Genomic DNA, 21,062 nt, shown 5'->3' with positions numbered 1-21,062 from the left:
AACCTTACAATAACGGGGTTTTTGCCTTCTTTTTTTGTTCCGGATTATCTAAGGCTGTAACAATCAGAAATGAAATAAAGATTAAGTTGGAATAATCTTAATAACATTGAGATAATGAGAGCAAATCAATATGAGGTGGTGGATGTCTTTGGTTAATCGAAATAAAGATGTTTATGTGTCATGGGAATCTGTCTGAGATCAAAACCCAAGCGAATATATCGAAAAAGGCTATTTAGATGTGGATGTACGCTTACGAACCGTAGCTGAATGCTGTAACTGCTTCGGTGCTGGGTACAAAGGATTCCAAGGCAGCGGTGCAAAGCATAAATTTGAGGAAGATACGGACATCAAACGATTGAAGTTTTATCCTAATGGAGAGTGGGATAACCGATTGACTCCAGATGGTAATCGGTTTACGGAATTCCATATTAATTCTGAAGAAAATGACAAGTACGCTTGGAGTAGATTAACAGAGCTGAATCAAAAGATAGCGCTATTTTCTCATGAGAAGATATCTTCAGCGAAATATGAAGCCATTTTTAAAGGATTGTACTGTGTCAATACAGAGGAGACCTTAAAGAGCAGGAAAGTCACCTATGATCGCATTTCAAAAATAGTGCCGACCTACTATCCAAAGACAGTCCTATCACCTAAAGTAATTGCAGAAGCCTACGACACGAAAGGATACATGGTTGCTCATTTTTATGATGTCGCGATGTTGGATGCATTTCAGCAGAAATATGCAACGGATTACATCTACCGTCTGAAATAATATCCAGACTTTTTCTGATGCACAATATGTCAAAAAAGAGAATAGAATCGAAAAAGTGGAAAGCTTACAACGACGGGCTTTCCGCTTTGTTTTTGCCTTCCGGATCATCTAAGGATGTAATACACACGTAATGTTTGCTGATGAGATGGATGTTTTTACAAAGAAAAATGTGCGCCGTATAATAAGAGTATCTAGCAGTGAACGATTTTATTATGAGGGAAATGGGATATACAAACCGGATTAATACATTTTATGAAATACACGAGCATATTTAAGAATCTTCTTGAAATGTAGGCGAATACACAAAGAGGCGCGCTTGCTCTAAATTCTACAATAGAGGTGAAAATTGTAGAAGCTTAATAAAAAAATCCAGAGAATAGAGGAGGAATATCAACACTTTTTCGGATAAAAATTATGAGGTGTCAAAGCTGGCTTTAATCATGCATAGGAACAGGTATGTTCAACCGTCAAATGTCCAATAACTCAATCAGATTAAATTGAGGAGTGATTGTATGGGAAAAGTAATATTTTTGCTTTTAATTATTGGGATAGCTTTAGTAGCTCATTTCATGGGATGGTTTGATAATGTTGATTGGGAAGAACTGAAGGATAAAGCCATGGCAGCCAACCAAAAAAACAAGGATGCAAGGGAAAAGAGAGAAAAAGCGAGAGAAGAGGTGAATCAAGAACGCCAAGAGAGGGAGGCAATCGATAGAGTAGAGCATCCTGAAAAATATGCTCCAAAAACTAAGCACAACTCCATTAAACTTGAAAAGGTTGGCTTTGGTACTGTTGCTCTCTCTCAAACAAAAGCAGGTATTGTTTCAATGGGCTTAAAGGAATACTTCCTGATTGATTTCTTCTGGAACCAAAGCCTAGAAGATAAAGGAAAGAAATGGGTAGGCAGAGCTATCGTAGGCACAATTGTTGCTGGACCGCTTGGCACGCTTGTTGGAGCAGGCACAGGCAAACGTAAGATAGAAGATCATTCTACAGGTGTGATAATCCTCAGAGAAATCAAAACAGGCAAATCTATTAGCATTCAAGTAAAGCTTGATGCCAAAAAAGCCACTGAGATGCAAGGTTTCATCAAGTTTCAAGGGTAACTTTTCCCATAATTTAATCTGAAATGGGCTGAGAATCATCCTGAGAGAGGGTGATTCTTTTTTTGTGCTCATTCGTTGAAGAAACATAGCCTTAAGAACATTCAGGGTAAGTATTACTGAAAAAATCCCAGATTGAAATATATATTATATCCATGAACCATCGGACAAATAAGAAGGCCAAGATTCCATACGCGGATCTTGGCCTTTTCTTTTTGCCGAAAAAATAAGGAATGAAAGAGGGATGAAATATGTTTCAATCCAAAAACAACCGCTATGTCACCAGAAGAGTTGCGGAAGACGTGCCTATTGCCACACAGCTTTTTCTATGGTCCCTGATCGACAATCAAGTACAGAAAGGGAATGCATTAGACTATTTCCAGAAGTTCGAGTTGAAGGCCACCGCAAAAGGCCAAGAAAAAAACACCGGATGATCCACTTTGATTGACGGGAAAAAACAGGAAAAAACTGGATACCGAAAACTAAGTGCAATCGCTTACAATTCCAGGGGGATGAACTATAATGTTCTTGTAAACGCTGACAGTTTGATGTGTGCAACTTACTTTTTGTACTTTGTGGTTTATTCCGGATGGGCGGCATTGGAAATGCGGAGGTGTGCTTACTGTAAATTCCAGAATAACGGTGAAGGCTTAATAAAAATCCAAAGAATAGAGCTGAAGACAGTTTTAATGGAAATCTGGGTGCCAAAATGAGTTTATTGGCTGCGTATTTACACTGGTTTTTTGAATAAGCTTGATAATGGCAAATTTAACGAAATTTGATGACGCAAAGCTATGGGACTAAGGTGAATTTTACTATTGATAGCCAGTTACCAAAGGTTTGGAATCAAATCCAGCCTTTGTGTAAGAAAGTTCATGTACATTGAACGGTTGTTGAAATCAACCCGAGTAGTATTCAAAAATAGAGATTACAGACACCCTTTTGGATTTATAGGCATTGTAGGATTTGAGCAGCATCCACAGCTTATATTGTTTCAAAAAACGTGTGATTGTGTTTGAAATTGAATTTAAGTCTTCAGGTGAGTATATATAAAATCAAAGTAACCATTGTATATGATGTTTGTCAATATTTTACGGAATGGGGTGAAGTTATGGATAAAATGCTACCGCCTGCTCAAGACAAGGGAAAGGGTTATTCGAAAGGAGAAATATCCTTGTACAGAAGTGTAATATTTATCCTTGGGAGTATAGCAATTATTTCACTTTTGGGGACTATTTACTTAGTAGCAATGAAAGCGACTAGTATTCCAGATGGAATTATTGCTCTTGGATCAGCTGCTGTAGGTGCCCTGGCGGGTATATTGGCTACGCCAGGAAATAGTAATCTAGGAGATAACAACCAAGGAGATAACAACCAATGAAAGTAAATGAGCTTCTTTTTGTATCGATAATGAAGAGTACAAACTTAGTACATCTACCTAATTTTTGATGCTGTTCAAGCCGTTGAAAAATGAGCTCTCTGTCAAATGGTGTCGATGAGGCATTTCATCTATTGAAATAAGGGCCACATTCAACAAACTCCAGAAGAGATTATTTCTCTCTTGGGGTTTGTTTTTTAGAGCAACAGATTCCCGATTCTACCTGTTTAGTGAAACTCATTCGAATATCATTAGTAGTTATGGGTCCCATACCACAAATGATACGATAAAAAAACCGCAGTAGAATATGATACGCACATGCGTATCATAAATGAGGTCATTTTTTTTGGGGAGAATGGCGGTGTGACGGCATTCTTGACTGGACGTGTTGGATGGACAAAAAGCAGCAAAAAATAAGCATAGGTAGGAACCTTATAATAACAGGGTTTCTGCCTTCTTTTTTTGTATTTCTCAAATTCGTTGAACAGTTCAACGAGTGAATCTTGACAATTTAATGTGTGACTGATATATTGTAGGTAATCGTTGAACGGTAATACGTTTTAAAGGGAGGAACAATGGAAGGACATAAGGAAAATGAAAATATTGAGGATTTTGACGATTCTCAGTTCGAAGCAGCCATAGACGAGTGGGAAGCTAAGTTCTCGTCAGAAGACAGACTAAAGCTGTTTAATCAGCAATATATGACGTCAAAGGAAGAAATTCTGCATAAACTAGATCTGCACATCCAAAACATTGAAAAAGGAGTTACTAATGGTGATGATGATCCGACATATGCGACAACCATGATAAACTTCCTAAGGCAGTTTAAGGAAAAGGTCGAAAAGATTACACTATTTAAATCTCTGGAGGACTGGTGGTCTTACGAATATTCCTTGAGTAGCAGAGGGGCAGTGTTATACCTGGTACATACACGGGGAGCATATGTGGAATTTAATAAGCGTGTATCTGGCTGGCATGATACCAAAATGAAAGTCATCGAATTCCCGGCTCAGATTCTTACGGTTGATGAGTATGCTAAATCGATTGGAGTGAAATCTGGGGCTGTGCGACAGTGGATCAGAAGGGCAAAAATCCGGTCGGCATTCAAACAGGGACAGGAATGGAGAATTCCTGAACTGAGCCGTCCGATCAAGAGAGGTTATCTTCATACAAAATACGTTTGGACTGTGAAACTGACCGATGTACCTAAAGGCTATGACTATCTTAGTAAGCCATCAGGTATTTCCATTTATCAGGATATAGATGATAAGAAATACTATGATCTTTGGGTCTCGGCTCCCGAGGGCGGTATTGCCAACAAACACAGACTGACAGAAGCCGATAGAGAAAAACTTGAACTTTATTTAATCGCGAAGCCGGAAGTGATTTGGGAGAGCGATCACCAAATTTATAGCATGTCAGAAGGCATTAAGTCATAAGTTTTTGGCGGTATAGGCACAGATAGAAGGAATTCTTGATGAGTCCGAAATATGATGAAATGTATAAAGATTATTTACAAATATTGTCTGAGGAATAGCAGCAGACCTATGCATTACTGGCAACTATTGACATGATCAAACAACAGCCAAAGGAGGATTAACATGGAGATTATTCAAGTAGCATATGAAGTGCCCGATGATGTGGTTGAAGGATTGGCAACTGGGGCATTAACGAGATACGGCAGCTTGATTCGAGGCCATACAGGATACAAGCTACATCTTAAAGAAGTCCCAATTCGGCAGCCGGAAAATATCACCGCAGTGAAAACTACATCCGCCTCTGCTACTGCTTCGAAATCTGTATTTTCTGTTGTTAAAGACACTGTAAGAAAGCACCCTGTAGCGGCGGTTGTGACTGTAGTTGTGGTAGGAACAGCAACAGTCGGAGGTATTGCTTATGGAAAGTTTAAAGCTAAAAAGAAGCAGACTAAGGAAAAAATCGAACTGCCAGAATGTGAAAAGGACTTCAATAATGCTTTCATCGCCTATTTAGATGAGGTTCGTGCAGGCAATCTCAAAGAAAGCACTCTGGATACCTTGATTGAAGAGCTGAATCAGTTGAAGGAGCGTATTCACTCCAACGAGAGCGAAATTGTATTTTCTTCAGAGCAACTAGACACCTTGATAAACATGGTCTTTGACTACACAAAGCAGCTTGCTAAGGCAAACTCCTATAATGTTGTGAAATTCAGAAATCCGGAAATAGATTCTACAGAGGAAGCTATTGATGGTTTGCAGGAGTGCCTGTCTATTCAGAAACAGATTTTTACAACGGCATCATAAGATGAGAAAGGAAAAATTGTTATGACTCCAAGTGAAAAAACCGAAAAAAAGAGACTGATTGGTGAAGTATTAGAAGTAGGAAGCAGCCGTTTGAAAGACAATGAGGTTGAGTTTTTGTACCAGTTTGTCACTCAGTATGATAGATTTATTGGGATTACAGAAACAATCAGGAGATGCCATGATAGTTGGAGTTCGGATGGCAAGTTTACGCGTTGGGAATACTATACTTACTCTTTGGGAAGAAATGACGTTGGTATTTGTGTGGAAGAAAGCTATCATGATGACGAGGGGAAAAGTGGTGAATACCCCAAAGTTATTATTTATAAGGCTAGAGATGTGATTAACTGGTTTCGAGATTATAAACGCCAAAAATCGTTTGATAGTGTTCGCGATATTTGCAATTTAATTTAAGCCTGAAAAGAGGCTCTGTTTAGGTGGCTTCTTTCAAGTGATAAAAATTTCGGATTTTCTGTTTATATTATGCAATGTTTGCGGAATAGCTCAAAGCCCCTTTGTTAATTAGTGAGTGAAGGAAAGCTCATTTTAGGAATTCTGGGGCAATATGATGCCTGAAACAATCCCAATTTGAAAGATATATTATATCCCTGAACAATCGGAAAATAAGAAGGCCAAGATCCCAAACGCGGATTTTGGTCTTTTCTTTTTGCCAAAAACTAACAATGGAAGAGGGATGAAATATGTTTCAAATCAAAAACAACCGCTACGTCACCAAAAATGTGGATGATGAAGTTCCAATCGAAACGCAGTTCTTTCTATGGTCCCTGATAGACGCCCAAGTACAGAACGGAAATACATTGGACTATTTTCAGAAGTTCGAGTTGAAGGCCACCGCAAAGGGACAAATGATTCTGCATAGCCAAGAGGAGCCGCAGTGGAGCCAAGCAACAGTAATAGCGATTCCCAATGAATGCTGCATCACCAAAACCATCTGGGTGATCGACAGCGAAGATTACCAAACAATGCTCTTTCCGGAAGAATACTAATCAGAAAAGGGGAATTCAAAATGAAAAACGAATACACTAACCAAACGAAACAACACACAGTCGAAGAACTGGCCCACACAGCAGCCAAACGGGTGGACATCGTGAAGATCCAGATGGTGAAAGACAAGTCCTTGCTGTACAAATACCGTTCCATCGGTTGCCCAAATGATGGCTACCAATTGATGCGCCAGTTTTTGGGGGATGTCGATCGTGAATACCTGGTCGTGCTATGTCTGAATACCAAAAACGAGCCTACAAACATCAATTGCTGTCATATCGGTAGTATCAACTCCTCCATTGCGCATCCGCGCGAAATATTTAAGACCGCCATCCTTTCCAATTCAGCCCGCATCATGGTAGGTCACACGCATCCAAGCGGAAATCCAGAACCATCTGAAGCCGATCTTGTGATGACAGCGAGACTGACTGAAGCAGGTGAACTGTTGGGAATTAATGTCATAGACCACATCATATTGGGCGATGATGATTTCGTATCGCTTAAAGCTGGGGGATACTTATAAAAAAGAATTGTGATGAAAAATCGATAGGGAAATAATCTTATTTTAACAAAAACAATGTGTAGGGACTTGTTGCAGATGAGGTGGAAGGAGATTAAGGGATGGATAAATTGCCGTATATAATGGATCTGATGCACAGACACTTCGATTGTTCTACAAATAGCGCCGATTACGCTACGGAAAGCATTTTGCTATTCAGAGATGAACTGGATGCGGATCTTTTGCCGGATTTTTTCGATGAAATCTATACCGAAAAGGAAATTTTGGTACATTACTTCGCCGTTGACGAATATATTGCATATATCATTACAGATGCGGACGATAGGGAGTGGAAGCTTTTGGGCGTTTTGAATGGGACCAATCTTGTCTATCATCAGGTGTTTGATTGAGGGGGCGCATTAATGGATAAGCATTTACTCATGATACTTTTGGAAGGGCTTAAAGTAATTTCCGATTTGCTCAACGTTGAGAAGTGGAAGGATTGAGATGAGGCATGGATGTATTTTTAAGGATTGTTGTTTCGGTATCGATAATACTGATTGAAGAAGTATTGAACGGGAAGAGGATGAAGTAATGGTTAATCAGATGGAAGCTACTATAAAAGTTCAGATTACGGAATCGGATGATGCCAAGCATCGATACGTTTTATATAAAGAATGGGACAATAAAAAACCGAGTTGTACGATCATAACCTTGTTTCCCGGTTCTGCGGAACTTGTGATCACGGATACCACGCAAGTATTGATAACGAACCATTTGTACCAATTGGGATATGGGGCCTTTTACTCCGTCAATCTCTTCTCGAAGATCGGGATAGCGAACAGAGGCCAGAAAGCATTTACGAATGCCACAAACAAGACGAATGACGAAATTATTTTGGGTTGTGTAGAAAAAAGCAAAACGGTAATCTTCGCATGGGGAAGCTTACCGGAAAAAAATAAGGTTGTGCGGCAGAGGGTTGAAGTATTGCTGTCGAAACTGGATACTTATTTGGATAAATGCTACTACCTTACAGAAGGTGAAGGTGATAAGTACTATCATCCGTTGTCTGCAAAAATTAGGCATGAGTGGATTTTAAAACCCGTTGGAAATAATAAGTCAGATAGATAATAATCCTATTAACTGTGGTCTGAAGATGAAATGCTTTGGCCGCAGTTAAATGGTGTTAATACTGTAGATGAAAGATGGTAGAATAATGATGCGACCAAAATCAGGAGGGATCTATGATGGTAACGATGAACGATGTTTTTACAATTTCAATATACCTGACAGATAAGCCGAAAAAGGGAAATATTGATGAAAGAAAATATTATTTTTTTTCAACGAAAATGCCGCGGTTGAATAAGATAACGTTGGAGAGAGCGGTTTCGAATATAACTGACATGTTGATGTTTTCACCTACAGCGAAGAATTTGCTCAAAGAAGGCAATTATCGGAACTTCATCCAAGACGAGAAACACGGAGACCAGCAGATGACAATAAGTCAAATTGGTAATATGGAAGTGCATTCAAGGGTTCTATTTTTCACATATGCAATCTTTCTTTCGTACTTTCGATTCTTTGGCTATAGAAAATCAGATAATTACACCCCTATCTTACTACACTTTAAAAAACTGAAATTTTGTGCAGAGAATTCAAGCCTACGAATAAACGAAAAAGTTAGCGAAATCGTCCTTTCCGATGAAGAGGAAGCCCTTGAACGTTATTTTTTCAACAGAATCCAAGTTACTTTTGAAAAGCTAAAGGATGGTTCTGTTTCAGACATGCTATATTCCATACAGGATACATATGATGAGTATTATCAAGACCAAATTCAAATAAATGATGAGGGCATAGATTTGGAATTGGTTAAGTTCGCTAATATGGATGGTGGAGAAACTTCCTTTGAAGAGGACCCGTACGGAAAAATCATAAATCTTCGGAACTCTTTGACCGAAGAGGACTTTGATAACATCAAACGTATTATTGACGATATCTGTACTCCAAAGTTAGCGGCAACTTATGTGAAAGGATTAAAAAAAGTTCTGGAAAGGTATAACGTACTCGATGTCTGGGATGAAGAAAGTATAAAAGCTGCAAAACGGGATCGGTCAAAAAGTAATGTAAGACAGTTGGAAGAGGCGGTTCGTATCAGGAGGCTCTATCCATGGGAGTTCGACAATATTGATAGGCAGCAGGGTTCTCAATTAAATAATTAAAAAAAGGTGTGATGCTTAATTAAGAAGCATCACACCTTTTTTTGTTATTTATAGTTTCCGGCTGCGCTCCCTATATATGCAGGTAGTTCTGACACTCAAAAAATAAATTTTCTACCTATTAATATTTAAAATGTGCCCCCTCATAAATTAGCTCCATCAGTTGATTGTTTGGATCATGTTGTTTGTTTTTTGTCAAGTACAGAAAAAAGCTGTTTTGAGAAAAGGGTATTTTTCTGCAACGCGAGCCTCTTAAAAAAAAGTTATGATGAATTCGTTCCTAAGGGAATAAATAAAACGAACATCCGGCAAGTATTGTGGATAACAAAAGGGGAAACACTTTATGAAATGCAAAATTAAAATCACCGACTTCATCAACCCAGAATCCGATCAGCGCATGCATGCCACTGCAACTGTACAAGGTGTTACCGTACATCCGAATAAGGCCATATCGATTGATTTTGAAATTGAGGAATGCTTCGGATCCATCATTCCAGAGATTTCCAGATTTTATCATTGTAATCTGCCCGCAGTGGAAAAAGCGAAGGTAAGCTCTCCGTATAATTATCGGAGTATTTTGGAATCCATCCTTTATACTTTGCACGTTGATGAGAGTGGGAATGTTGATCTTGCACAAATCATCGGCAGGACGTACCTCCTCTCAATTCAAAAGAAGGTTTACGAGACTCAAGGGTACGTATTCTACAACACGCTCAATATGATTCCATATGATATCCAAGAAGAGCCAACTGATGAGGGGAATGACTATTCGTTTCAAGAGCACGACCCTTATGAATCGCTGCCAGATGAAGTGTATGATTACAATGTAAATGAATCAAATCAAACTGACTGGAATTCGTTGCAGCAATTGGGAAATAACGTGCGACGAGACGGATCTGGTTCAAGCGATCCGAGAAATGGAGGTTTTGGACATTGATGCCGGAGAGCGGCGTTCAGCCTGCCGAAAAGGTTGATAGCTTGGTCTGCGGCCGATTCCAAATCAGCAAACAAGAAGGGATTCTCGTAAAGGGGAAGGAATCGGAGCCGTATTATAAAATTGCAGAATATGCCAAAGTCAAAAGCATCCGGGTCAATCGGACCACTGGAATTGAGGCATTGGAACTCGAATACAGAAGGGTAAGCACGCAGAAAATCGAAACGCAATGGATTTCGAGCGATCAGCTGACTAGCCAAAAAAGTGAGCAAATGATCCAATTCGGTTTGGACATAACGATGTCTAATAAAAAACTTGTGACAGAGGCTCTGTTGACTAGCCGAGCACATGCGGCTGTCCAAAACGTTTACAATCAATACGGATGGGGAAGGATTGGCGACGAGCCAACCTTCTTCCATGCTAATGCAATCCCAGATCGAGACTACTTCTTGTCTGAGGATGCGAAACTGAACATTCAGCCAAATGGGTATTTGGAAAATTGGCTAGACATGTATAACGTAAATATAAAGGGGCACACGCCCTTGGAATTGGCTGTAGTGTTGGGATGTGCGGCACCTATTGTCGCATACCTTGAATCGAAACATACTGATCTAAAGACCCTTTTCGTTGCCTTGAATGGCCAATCTTCGAGCGGAAAAACGACCGCAGCCATGTTGGCATTAAGCGTGGCGGGCGCACCTAGCTCTACAAAAAACGGATTGCTCAAATCATGGAACGCCACAATAAATTCTATGATGAGCATTTTGGACGGTGTAAACGGCATTCCCATTTGTTTTGATGAACTCTCCCAATCGAGAGCCGCTGATTTAACCGCATTGCTGTACGCTTTAGCAGAAGGCAAACAAAAAGAACGATCTACTAAGGATGGAGGTTTGCGTGAAAGTGCGCATTGGTCGACCGTCATTTTGTCAACGGGAGAGCTTTCTATTTTCAACCGTCTGGCAAACAATCTCGGATTACGTGTACGAATCATGGAGTTTTCTCATGTTCAATGGACGAGGGATGCGGCCCAATCGGAAAGTATCAAAAATGTTCTCTCACAGCATTACGGGCATGTTCTGCCGTATTTCATTACTCGTCTCTTTGAAGTGGGACTTCGCTCAATCGATACGGAGTTTGACCATCAAAGGAAGCTGTTACTCGAGCAAATGCCTGCTTCAGATACTACACGTCGAGTTTCCATAAAACTTGCGGCTATCATGACAACCGCAGCTTTGTTGGCAACCTGCACTGACATTTCTATCGAAGTTGATGCCATTCGGGCTATGTTGCTTGAAAATGATAAAGATAACCTCGATGACCGGGACCACGGTACCAAAGCGATGGAGGATGTTCTGCAATACCTTGTTGAACACCAGTCTAAACTGATGCGCGACAACCAAAGTAGGATTCCACATGAAGTCATTGGACTTCTTAGTAAAAAGAGAGACGCCACTGGCAAACAAACGATGGTTGTTTCCATAATGAAGGCCCATTTCGATCCAATGTTGACAGCGTTGAAATACCAAGATACTAAGGTCATTCTCAAAGACTGGAGTCATAAAGGGTTGCTGGTCACCGAATCCGGAAGGCAAACCATACGGATGAATCTGGATGTAGATGGCAGCGGCAAGAAAAAGGTGCCCTTTTACAGCTTCTTGGTTCCTGAAGAATACCAAAATATTTTTGTGGAGACCCCCAATTACGAGGCAATTGGTGAGGCGCCGTATTTCCCGAACAGTACGAAAACGGCCGCAATGATGGCGGAATTGCTCGATGCGAGTTCGGAAATTGAATAGGAGTGTGATAATTAATGGAAGAGTTTGACCAGTTTGTGGATGTTGTCGCTGAACAAATGCTTGCTCTCTGGCATCATTTAGACCCCACAGAAGACACGATGATATAAAAATGACGGAGCAAAGAAAGGGAAGAATAAAAATGGAATTGATGAATAAAATAAAAAAATACGACAATGAAGAGTTTTTACTATTTGACTGGGCGCAGAAGCAATTGGAAAAAACAGGGGATGTTAGAGAAAAAGAAGATTGGTTGATGCAAAGCTATGGTTTTTCAGAGGATCATTGCTATACGGAGCGCAGTGAGCGTCATTTGATTTTGGATGACATCAACACGATGAAAGACATTATTGCATATGCGGAAATAAATCGATATCGAGAAACGTTGTTGTCTGAGATGAGCGAAGAAGAAAAGGAAACAGTTATTCCGCGTATCATCGACAGTCTATCAGAATTATATGCGCCTCCTACAGCGTATGCTATAAAAAAAGACGCTATTGTCTTGGCGTGGTATCTGAACAACGTTGCAAACGTTTGGTCTCTAACGGAGGATCTTCAAGCAATAACTCGATTCTGAAGCAAGACAAAATCACCTAATGTGATAAAAAGATGCTCGGATGCTTAACGAGAGCATTCATGAGCTTCGAAGATAAAAGGAGTGTGATGGGTGCCTCTGCTGATTTGAGCAGGGGCATCTTCTGATATGGAAAGTAATCATGCAATTGGCTACATCAGGCAATCGACAAGTAAACAGAAGAGCCTAGAGTGGCAACAAGATGTCATTCAGCAAGAGGCTGGAAAACGAAACCGTCAGCTAGTGCATGTGTTTCACGATAAGGCGAGTGGTAAAAATAGTGAGCGTACTGGGTTTTCTTTGATGAAGGCAAGCATCGCTACCAAAAAATACACGTTTTTGTACGTTTGGCGGTTGGACCGAATCAGCCGTAATGTTTCTGACCTGTTGGAATTCCATGATTACTGCAGCCAATACGGTGTAATCATCGTCAGCATAGCCGATCCGATCACCGCAACAGGTGATTCCATGGCCAGATTCCAGATTTCCGTCATAGGTAGTGTTGCTCAGCTACAACGGGAACTGATTGCGGAGAATCAGCGGATTGCGTTCAGAAGAAAGCATGACTTGGGCCTTCAACTGACGGCGCGCGTGCCGTTCGGTTACAGGTACATCAGCACGGATAAGATTGTAATCCAGGAAGAAGAAGCGGAAACGGTAAGAAGAGTGTACGCCCTTTACCTTAGCGGAAGTGGATACAAAAGGATTTGTTCCATCCTTGCAGCAGAAGGGATAAAGGTTCGAGGCAATCCTTTTCGAGTTCATAACGTGCGTGGCATCCTTACGAATGCATTTTACTCAGGCTACATTGATAATGAATTTGGGAACGTCAAAGGCATCCATCCACCGATCGTAACACGGAAACTGCAAAACGATGTGGGTAAGATTCAGCAATCCCGGTATGTGAAAAAGAAGGATTTTCGTCGGCAGTTGCTTACGGGGAAAATAAAATGCCCTCATTGCGGCAAGAATCTCACCATTCACATCGTGGGTCCTAGTCAAAAAAGCAGGAGTTACAACAAGCTGTACTACTACAATTGTCCCTTAAATAGCGTAAATGGCAAGCTTGCCTGTAAAGGAATCCATCTACGGGCGAATGAAATAGAAGCGCAAATAGTGACTGCAGTGATAGCTTTCTTGAACGATAAGGAACGGTTGGGACAGATTCAAAGCCAACTGAATAAAAAAGTGGTCAAGAAGAGAGATCGGACAGGTGAAAGAACAGAAAGCATCGAGAGCCGCAAACAAGCAGCGCTAGTAGCTTTTGAAAAAGGGGTGTTTTCAGCTAAACAGCTAGCGGATGAGTTGAAGCGGTTAAACCAGTACAAAGCAGGTGGTGAAGCCGTCCAACCAAAAGATGAGCTACTTGATACGGTCCGCTTGAAAGAATTGACCGAACGAATAGTGAGCTTGGGGGCCGTACAACAGATGCCGACCGTGCAACAATACCATTTTTTTCAGGAAGTCATTGATCGGATTGACATAGATAGCCAAAAGAAAGTGCTCGGCATTTACCTAAAAGGATATAAGAAAAACATTTTGTCAGAAAAAAAGGAGTGAGGACATGGAACAACTGCCGATGAATAGCATACCTTCGCAAACGTTCAGGAAGAAGCGTTGCGTCGGGTACGCGCGTGTAAGTACACAAGAACAAGCGGAAGAAGGCTACTCCATTGATGCCCAAATTCAGACCATCCAAGAGTACTGCCAACGGGAGAACATGGAATGTGTGGGTGTCTACGTCGATCGAGGCAAGAGTGGGAAGAACATTAAAGGCCGCCCGGAGATGCAGCAGCTTCTCCAAGATGCGGAGAGCGGTCAGTTCGATGCCGTAGTCGTTTGGAAGATCAGCCGGGTTGCCAGAAACCTAATGAACTTGCTGGAAATCGTCAATGTTCTTCAGAAACAGGACATCGCTTTCTACAGCATCAGCGAAAAATTCCAGGTCGATACCACCACCGGACGCTTCATGTTGCAGATAATGGCATCCGTGAACGAACTCGAACGCAACCAAATTGCAGAAAACGTGAAGCTAGGCATGACCAAAAGAGCCTTCGACGGTGGTTGGAATGGAGGCCTGATCCTTGGATACGATAACGTAGAGAGCGAGGCAGGAAAAAAAGTGCTGGAAATCAACAAGGAAGAAGCGGACTTGATCCAGGTAATCTTCCAAGAAGCTTCAACAGGAAAAGGATACCGGGCCATCGCGAACAGCTTAAACCGAGCAGGGCATAGGACAAAACAAGGGAACCCTTTCAGTACCATTGCGGTAAAAGATATCCTGCACAACCACACTTACATAGGCAAAATTCAATACAATAAGTACGAAAAGTGGGCTGACAAGCGCAGGAAAGGCCTTAGTGAGAACGCTCTGCTAGTAGAGGGACAACATGAAGCCATCATTGACGACTCGCTTTGGCAAAAGGTTCAGGTGAAATTGAAGATCAACAGCAAGCATCCTTCTTGGACCAAAACCGGAACAAGTGTCTTGACGGGATTGATCAAATGCCCTGAGTGCGGATCGGCCATGGTCATCAACAATACCTACAACACGTTGAAGGACGGTACCAAGAAGAAAATCCGCTACTACAGCTGCAGTCAATTCCGCAATAAGGGGGCGTCGGTGTGCCATTCCAACAGCATTCGGGCTGAGGTAGCCGAGAAACAAGTGGCGGAGAAGTTGAAGGCAGTCATCACACAGCCGGAAATCCTGGAGGCGGTGGTTGAACGAATGAATCAGCAATTGCAGGATAGGAAAGCCCCGATGGTAAGGGAATTGGAACGGCTGATTCAGGACATCAAGGAAAAAGAAGCAAACGTGCAAAAATTTCTGAATCTGATGGTTGAAGCTCCTGAGATTGCCAGTGATCTAACCAAACGGATAAAACAGCTGGAACAGGAACAGCAAATGCTCCTGCAGAAGGAACAACAGCTTCAAAGAACGTTGAGAAAGGGGGCGGAACAGATCCCCTTAGACGAAGCCAAAAGAGCATTGGTATACTTGGATAAGGGCCTCGAAGGCAAGCAGAACAAGGAATTGAAAGAAATCTACAAGGTCTGCATTGATAAAGTTACGTTCGATAAGCAGAGCAAGGAAGTAGCTGTCCACCTGTTGTTCGGGCAAGACTTCATCAGAAAACTGAATCACGCTAATGAAACAGAGTCATCACCTACCGAAGGTGATGGCTCTTTTGTTTTGTCTGGAGAAATCTACTTAGTGCTGTAAACGTTGGAACAGTCGATAAGCCCCGTGCGCCGCTGAATGGACAGGTTTCCCGTGATAGCTTGTTGAGGGACTTTGTCGTGCCATTTCTAGCCCTGTGCAGGTCGCACCTAAATCCGTTTTAGGAAATCCATTCCCTTCAACCTCTCACGGATGATTGAAGCCCGTAGCTTCCCAGCCACCCCCAAGGGGCGGGAAGCAAACGGGATGGTAAAAATACAGTAAAATAAACAATTACAATAAAAAATTCTATAATAATCCCGTTTTCCCGTAAAAAATAAATGATAGACTACCAAAAGCCAAATCAGCATCAGTGAAAACAAATACTAAGGCATCTCTAACCGCTGGAAACTGCGGGATTGCGGGGAAAGTCATCGAACGTAAGGGAACTCAGGGGGAACGAAAGAGGGCTTCTTTGGTGAAATGAAGGTGGTATTGTAATGAATGGAATAGAATCAAGGAACTGGGCAAACAGAAAAAAGCGCTTGAAAAAGAAACGCTATCATGTAATAATATAGTTGAAAACTAAATAACTTCTTTATCAAGAGAGATTGAGGGACTGGCCCTATGACATCTCAGCAACCGACTTGTGTGTGACTCACAGAAGTACGGTGCTAAATCCTGCAGAGAAATCTGAAAGATAAGGAGAGTAAACGTTAAATCCCAACTCTTCTTGTTTAAAGAAGGGTTTTTTTGTTTTCAAAAAAAACAAAATGGAGGGAAAGATGATGAAATTAACAAAAGAACAAATTTCAATATGTAAAAAAATGGAAGAAAATGGTGGCCCAAAAAGTTATGCCGGGGCTATGCTATACCATCAATACAAGTTGCAAAAAGAGCAGATCACAATCGCAAAAAATACGGGTGAGGAGAAATTGAAAGACCAGCTTATCCAAAAGGTACAGGAAATTCAAATGCTGAGAAATGAGATAGAAGACAAACAACAACAATTAGGAGAGAAAAAAATTGAATTAGAGGCGCTGATTGAAACAATCGGACTGCTCAATGACTAACCTACAAAAACCTACGATATATACTGGCCTGTAACAAGAAGTAAAGCCATCACCAGACGAAGGTGATGGCTCTTTTGCATTGTCTGGACAAATCATCTTAGTCTGTAATAACTGCTACAATTTCCTCTGCGATAGCTGCATAGACACATTTTCTCTAGGACGACATAAATCGGATTTTGCGAAATACTTTCTCCCCAACCTCACTAAGGATGACTGCTCGTAGCTTACCACCCCAGAGGCGGAGAAGCGCATAAGGAAAGAAGAGAGATATGCTACAATATTGGTAAGCGCATGCAGAGGAGAGTGTACATGGAAAAGTATCAAAATCAAATTAATGAAATTGAAGCACTTGAAGCGTTCAGGTATCTGCCAACTGAATATCTGAAAGGCAGTGCAGTCGCATTTCATAAAGCTTTGCAAAAATTTGGATTTAAGGTGATTGAAAATGATGAACTTGAATATTCTGAAGTGGGGCAGAAATGAAAGGATAGATTTGAATCAATAACTTAACTTAGAACACCTGAAATCAATACAGTAAAAAGTGAATATATATCAATCAGAGCTATCACCATAGACAGGTGATAGCTATTTTTGTTTTGTACTAAGTTAAAAAATGTGAGTTCTAAGAAAAAAGAAGAAAGGGTGAAAAGTCATACAATATTCTAATAAAGAAAAAGGAAAGTTAAATGACCTAATTCGAGTATATACAGAGGAGGGGGATTATTTAAATGAAGAGCTTTTTAAAATCACCAATTGATAGACGGTTTTCGAAAAAATCTATTATGAAGCGCAAAGCTTATTAGATGAAGTAATTGATTTAAAATTTCTTGAAGAATATGGGTTCGAGCTGATTAAATAACTGAATACTATACAGCCGGTATTCCCGAATTATGTAACGAGAATGGCTGTAATGCTTGATAACAATGGATTTTCGCCTTGTTATAAATACTTATTATAACGAGGTAAATTAACACTGAAAAACCTCTAAAAGCATTGATATGACTGTTTTTTTCGAAATCCTCGTTATAAAATTCCGAGAATGTAGGATACAGAAAAATGAGATTTCGAAAGTAATATGACATAGCTATAAAAAACACGAAATAGTTATCTTTATTGATTTGTGTTTTTGCTAGTGGTGTCGAGAATATGAACTGTGATAAGCCATACAACATAAATTACAAAAATATGTTGAGAGTATTATTGAAGAAATTACTCAGGCCGTACTAGATTAATGGTAATAAAATGACAAATATGTTAATGGAAAATAATATATTATGGAGAACTTGTGTTTGTGTTTTTTTCAGCATGCTTTATAATAGTATAGAAACGTATTTACGCTTATTAAAATGAACTATCCAATATTTTCAGTTTTTTCCGATTTAGGATTTAAACCAGTAGGGTCTGATATAGTTTATATCAATGAACTACACAAACCGTTCTTAAAAACATACAAGCATTCGAGGAGAGCATTAAACATCGATGCGCTAAATCCGGGAATTATGAAGGTGTTATCATTAAATAGTGGTTGAAATAACTGTTTCAGATTCATCAACTACGCTATTATATGAAGATTTCCAATCTAAAAAAGCTTGCTTATAGCTTAATAGATCTCTATGCTGTTCAATTGTAACTTCAGGTAAATTGATATTGTCCAAGGAACTCTCCAACCAATTGAAATAACTGTCTAAATCGATGTAGACTTTAGGACTTTCAGTGTTCTTTGAATAGTTTCTCCAATAGTGAAGATATAGTTTTTTCGGTAAGTTAGAAAAAGGACCTGTGAAAGTTTTAAATTCATTGACATTGGTGCATATAATAGAGCTCATATTATCGGTGTTTCCGCTGCCTTTTTTCTGGCCGTTAATATCCTTTTTCTTACGTACAAAGTAATCTACATTAAGGTACGGAATAGCTAATGAATCTAGGTCATTGTATGTTACAATGCTGCCCTCCTCAGCTTCAAGATTGCGTTCATATATAAAACCTATAACATAATGATTAGCGTAGGTACTGTATGGGTACTGTATGTTCTTGGTGTTATTACGCATAAATGATGTAAAGGAACCCAAAGTGAAATTCAATTTTCTGTTTCCTTGCTTATAAGTGGTTTTAATATCGATGGCTATTTTTTGAGGATCATCTTCACTTCTCATTAAAGTGAAATCAGGGTAGGTGTTTTGTTTGTCTGGAGTTTTTACAATGTAACCATATTCGTCAGCTATAGCTTTAATAACAGGTGCTGAAACAATTTCGAAAATTCTTCCTAGAAGTTTTGAGTCATTACCAATTGCATATACTGTGTCTGCATTTGCGATCAAACCTTTAACATTCCAATCTATGTTCATTTCACATACTTTACTGTAAAATAATGTAGCAAAATCAAATTCCAAATCACTAGCCATTCACAAGACCCCCTACAAATAATATACATATATTATATCAGAAGGAGCGCAATAAGAAAATGCTACCAATAATGATCGAACACGTTAAGGTACCACCAATCAAATGTCAGGGAATAAAAACAAAATTAATTAATTTTATAACTACTTCAATAAAATGGGATGGTAATGGGGTTTGGATTGAACCATTCATTGGTTCAGGATCAGTAGCTTTCAATGTTCAACCGCAGAAAGCTATACTATCAGACTCTAATCCTCATATTATTAAGTTTTATCAAGACATACAGAATGGAACTATCACACCAGAAATAGTTAAAGAATATTTAACAAAACAAGGCGTCCTACTTTCCAAAACAGATGATACCAAAGAAAGTTACTATTATGAAGTAAGGGCAAGATTTAATGACAATCCGAACTCACTAGATTTTTTATTTCTATCTAGATCATGTTTTAATGGAATGATGCGGTTTAATAAAAAAGGAGGCTTTAATGTTCCATTTTGTAGAAAACCAAATAGATTTCAGAAATCGCTTGTGACAAAAATTGTGAATCAGATTAAATGGGTAAAAGAGATAATGGAAGGAAAAGATTGGCTATTTGTAGTAAAAGATTGGAAAGAAGTTGTACAAAATGCAGAGCCGAATGATTTCTTATACTTAGACCCTCCGTATATTGGAAAAAATACTGATTATTTTAATCAATGGTCTGATCAAGATGCAGATGATTTAGCTATGATTGCACAATTAGCACCTTGTGGATATGCATTATCAATGTGGGCTGAGAATAGCTATAGAAAAAATGAATATTTACTTAAATGGGATGGAGAAATGGTTACGCAGGACCATTTTTACCATGTTGGTGCAAACATTGAAAACAGGAATTCTGTAAGTGAAGCTTTGTTAATCAAAAATAATTATCTATACACAGGAAATATGGATGACATTCCGATTAGACCTAGACCCGAAAAAAAAATAGTTCAAAATGAGATTGCAGGTCAATTGGATTTATTAGATATTTCTATTAGTGATGAGGATGATTTTTTGGTCCGCCAACTTTAAAAAAGTCATTTGATATAGTATTCAGTGTTAGTTATAAAAAAATAAGCATTTGGATGTATGTTTAATATAGTATTTTTAATCATCAAAAATAAACAATCCGACAATAAACTGAAATGTATATTAAATCGTAAACCCGAAATATAAAATGATACACCTTTTGTAGTGCACTAGAAATAGCCATATACCATGGTTTTGTCTCGCGAGTATACGGCTATTTCTTTATTTCTTGACAACACGTCGTCTGGATGTTTTTTGCAAATGAAGGTACCGATCGAATAATAATCGTTTTGATAGATATTCAGATTTGGGAAAGCCATAAATAATTTTTATATATTCGTAGAAATCGACACCATTGCTTTTACTGTTCTGTGAAACACAAGAAAATGGCGTTTGCTTGTGCAGTAGATTCATTTTTTGAAAAGAGACAAGGATATCTAATCCTATATGTATAATGGAAATCATTCGAATAGCATTAGTGGTTATGGATTCCGTAATACAACTAATACGGTAAAAAACCGCAGTTATGAATGTTACGCACATGCATATCATAAATAAGAGAGTGCTCACCTTCTGCGGAGAAGAACACGTTTTAGAGGTTATTTTTTTGAAAAGAATGGCGGTATGAAGACATTCCTGAGATAGGTACAGAAATGACTTGAAAAAAGAGTAGAACCGAAAAAGCGGAAAACCTGTACCGTTTGCGGCATCGATGTCGGCTTGAAGGATTTTGCCGTCCTTTCCGATGAAACCGTCTACAAGAAACCCACGGTCTTTCCGCAAACTGGAACGGAAACTCGCCAAGGAACAAAAAGT

22 protein-coding genes and 2 riboswitches are annotated in these 21,062 nt (G+C 39.6%); of the genes, 21 read left to right on the top strand and 1 reads right to left on the bottom strand.

Features of this window, described 5'->3' with window-relative positions:
* Positions 1–217: 217 nt before the first annotated feature.
* The 20 genes from BM101_RS09340 (at position 218) to BM101_RS14130 (ending at position 17,275) form a co-directional block, all read left to right on the top strand.
* Positions 218–772: a hypothetical protein gene (locus BM101_RS09340; RefSeq protein WP_256212224.1), complete on the top strand. Its 555-nt coding sequence runs from the start codon at positions 218–220 to the stop codon at positions 770–772.
* Positions 773–1,284: 512 nt separating this feature from the next.
* The gene (locus tag BM101_RS09335; protein ID WP_087032312.1) at positions 1,285–1,878 is read left to right on the top strand and encodes a hypothetical protein; all 594 of its coding nucleotides are present in this window, start codon (positions 1,285–1,287) and stop codon (positions 1,876–1,878) included.
* 248 nt (positions 1,879–2,126) lie between these two features.
* The gene (locus tag BM101_RS09330) at positions 2,127–2,309 is read left to right on the top strand and encodes a DUF960 family protein (RefSeq protein ID WP_087032314.1); all 183 of its coding nucleotides are present in this window, start codon (positions 2,127–2,129) and stop codon (positions 2,307–2,309) included.
* 6 nt (positions 2,310–2,315) lie between these two features.
* Entirely contained in the window at positions 2,316–2,588 is a 273-nt protein-coding gene (locus BM101_RS09325) for a hypothetical protein (RefSeq protein WP_087032316.1), read from the top strand.
* Between the two features lie 38 nt (positions 2,589–2,626).
* A riboswitch (cyclic di-GMP riboswitch) is annotated at positions 2,627–2,712 on the top strand.
* Between the two features lie 178 nt (positions 2,713–2,890).
* Positions 2,891–3,256: a hypothetical protein gene (locus BM101_RS09320; protein ID WP_143084451.1), complete on the top strand. Its 366-nt coding sequence runs from the start codon at positions 2,891–2,893 to the stop codon at positions 3,254–3,256.
* Positions 3,257–3,828: 572 nt separating this feature from the next.
* On the top strand, positions 3,829–4,692 hold the full coding sequence (locus BM101_RS09315) for a helix-turn-helix domain-containing protein (RefSeq protein ID WP_087032319.1): 864 nt from the start codon (positions 3,829–3,831) through the stop codon (positions 4,690–4,692).
* A 162-nt stretch (positions 4,693–4,854) separates the two neighbouring features.
* Positions 4,855–5,535, top strand: coding sequence for a hypothetical protein (locus tag BM101_RS09310; protein ID WP_087032321.1), 681 nt, complete (start codon positions 4,855–4,857; stop codon positions 5,533–5,535).
* 21 nt (positions 5,536–5,556) lie between these two features.
* Positions 5,557–5,946 (top strand): hypothetical protein, encoded by a 390-nt coding sequence (locus BM101_RS09305; protein ID WP_087032323.1) that lies wholly within the window; start codon positions 5,557–5,559, stop codon positions 5,944–5,946.
* Between the two features lie 287 nt (positions 5,947–6,233).
* The gene (locus BM101_RS09300; protein ID WP_087032325.1) at positions 6,234–6,539 is read left to right on the top strand and encodes a DUF960 family protein; all 306 of its coding nucleotides are present in this window, start codon (positions 6,234–6,236) and stop codon (positions 6,537–6,539) included.
* Between the two features lie 20 nt (positions 6,540–6,559).
* A complete protein-coding gene (locus tag BM101_RS09295; RefSeq protein WP_087032326.1) occupies positions 6,560–7,060 on the top strand; it encodes a JAB domain-containing protein in 501 nt (166 codons plus the stop codon).
* 98 nt (positions 7,061–7,158) lie between these two features.
* Positions 7,159–7,446 (top strand): hypothetical protein, encoded by a 288-nt coding sequence (locus tag BM101_RS09290; RefSeq protein WP_087032328.1) that lies wholly within the window; start codon positions 7,159–7,161, stop codon positions 7,444–7,446.
* A gap of 184 nt (positions 7,447–7,630) precedes the next feature.
* A complete protein-coding gene (locus BM101_RS09285) occupies positions 7,631–8,167 on the top strand; it encodes a DUF1643 domain-containing protein (RefSeq protein WP_087032330.1) in 537 nt (178 codons plus the stop codon).
* 113 nt (positions 8,168–8,280) lie between these two features.
* Positions 8,281–9,255, top strand: coding sequence for a hypothetical protein (locus BM101_RS09280; RefSeq protein WP_143596829.1), 975 nt, complete (start codon positions 8,281–8,283; stop codon positions 9,253–9,255).
* A gap of 340 nt (positions 9,256–9,595) precedes the next feature.
* Positions 9,596–10,189, top strand: coding sequence for a hypothetical protein (locus BM101_RS09275; protein ID WP_087032333.1), 594 nt, complete (start codon positions 9,596–9,598; stop codon positions 10,187–10,189).
* Positions 10,189–11,985: a DUF927 domain-containing protein gene (locus BM101_RS09270; protein WP_087032335.1), complete on the top strand. Its 1,797-nt coding sequence runs from the start codon at positions 10,189–10,191 to the stop codon at positions 11,983–11,985. The genes BM101_RS09275 and BM101_RS09270 overlap by 1 nt, the downstream gene beginning before the upstream one ends.
* A gap of 139 nt (positions 11,986–12,124) precedes the next feature.
* Positions 12,125–12,559 (top strand): hypothetical protein, encoded by a 435-nt coding sequence (locus BM101_RS09265; protein WP_093399854.1) that lies wholly within the window; start codon positions 12,125–12,127, stop codon positions 12,557–12,559.
* 126 nt (positions 12,560–12,685) lie between these two features.
* Entirely contained in the window at positions 12,686–14,116 is a 1,431-nt protein-coding gene (locus BM101_RS09260) for a recombinase family protein (RefSeq protein ID WP_087032339.1), read from the top strand.
* Between the two features lie 4 nt (positions 14,117–14,120).
* Positions 14,121–15,782: a recombinase family protein gene (locus BM101_RS09255; RefSeq protein WP_087032341.1), complete on the top strand. Its 1,662-nt coding sequence runs from the start codon at positions 14,121–14,123 to the stop codon at positions 15,780–15,782.
* Between the two features lie 532 nt (positions 15,783–16,314).
* Positions 16,315–16,426: riboswitch (SAM riboswitch) on the top strand.
* A 78-nt stretch (positions 16,427–16,504) separates the two neighbouring features.
* On the top strand, positions 16,505–16,792 hold the full coding sequence (locus tag BM101_RS09250; protein ID WP_143596830.1) for a hypothetical protein: 288 nt from the start codon (positions 16,505–16,507) through the stop codon (positions 16,790–16,792).
* 309 nt (positions 16,793–17,101) lie between these two features.
* Positions 17,102–17,275, top strand: coding sequence for a hypothetical protein (locus tag BM101_RS14130; RefSeq protein ID WP_177194467.1), 174 nt, complete (start codon positions 17,102–17,104; stop codon positions 17,273–17,275).
* Positions 17,276–18,306: 1,031 nt separating this feature from the next.
* Here the strand turns inward: BM101_RS14130 and BM101_RS09245 are convergent.
* Positions 18,307–19,194, bottom strand: coding sequence for a type II restriction endonuclease (locus tag BM101_RS09245; RefSeq protein ID WP_087032345.1), 888 nt, complete (start codon positions 19,192–19,194; stop codon positions 18,307–18,309).
* 59 nt (positions 19,195–19,253) lie between these two features.
* Here BM101_RS09245 and BM101_RS09240 point away from each other — a divergent pair, with 59 nt between their 5' ends.
* Positions 19,254–20,249, top strand: a complete 996-nt coding sequence (locus BM101_RS09240) for a DNA adenine methylase (protein WP_087032347.1) — start codon at positions 19,254–19,256, stop codon at positions 20,247–20,249.
* Positions 20,250–21,062 lie beyond the last annotated feature (813 nt).

Source organism: Trichococcus palustris (assembly GCF_900114465.1).
In the GTDB taxonomy this organism is placed as follows: Bacteria; Bacillota; Bacilli; order Lactobacillales; family Aerococcaceae; genus Trichococcus; species Trichococcus palustris.
This window is presented reverse-complemented; position numbering and strand designations above follow the sequence as displayed.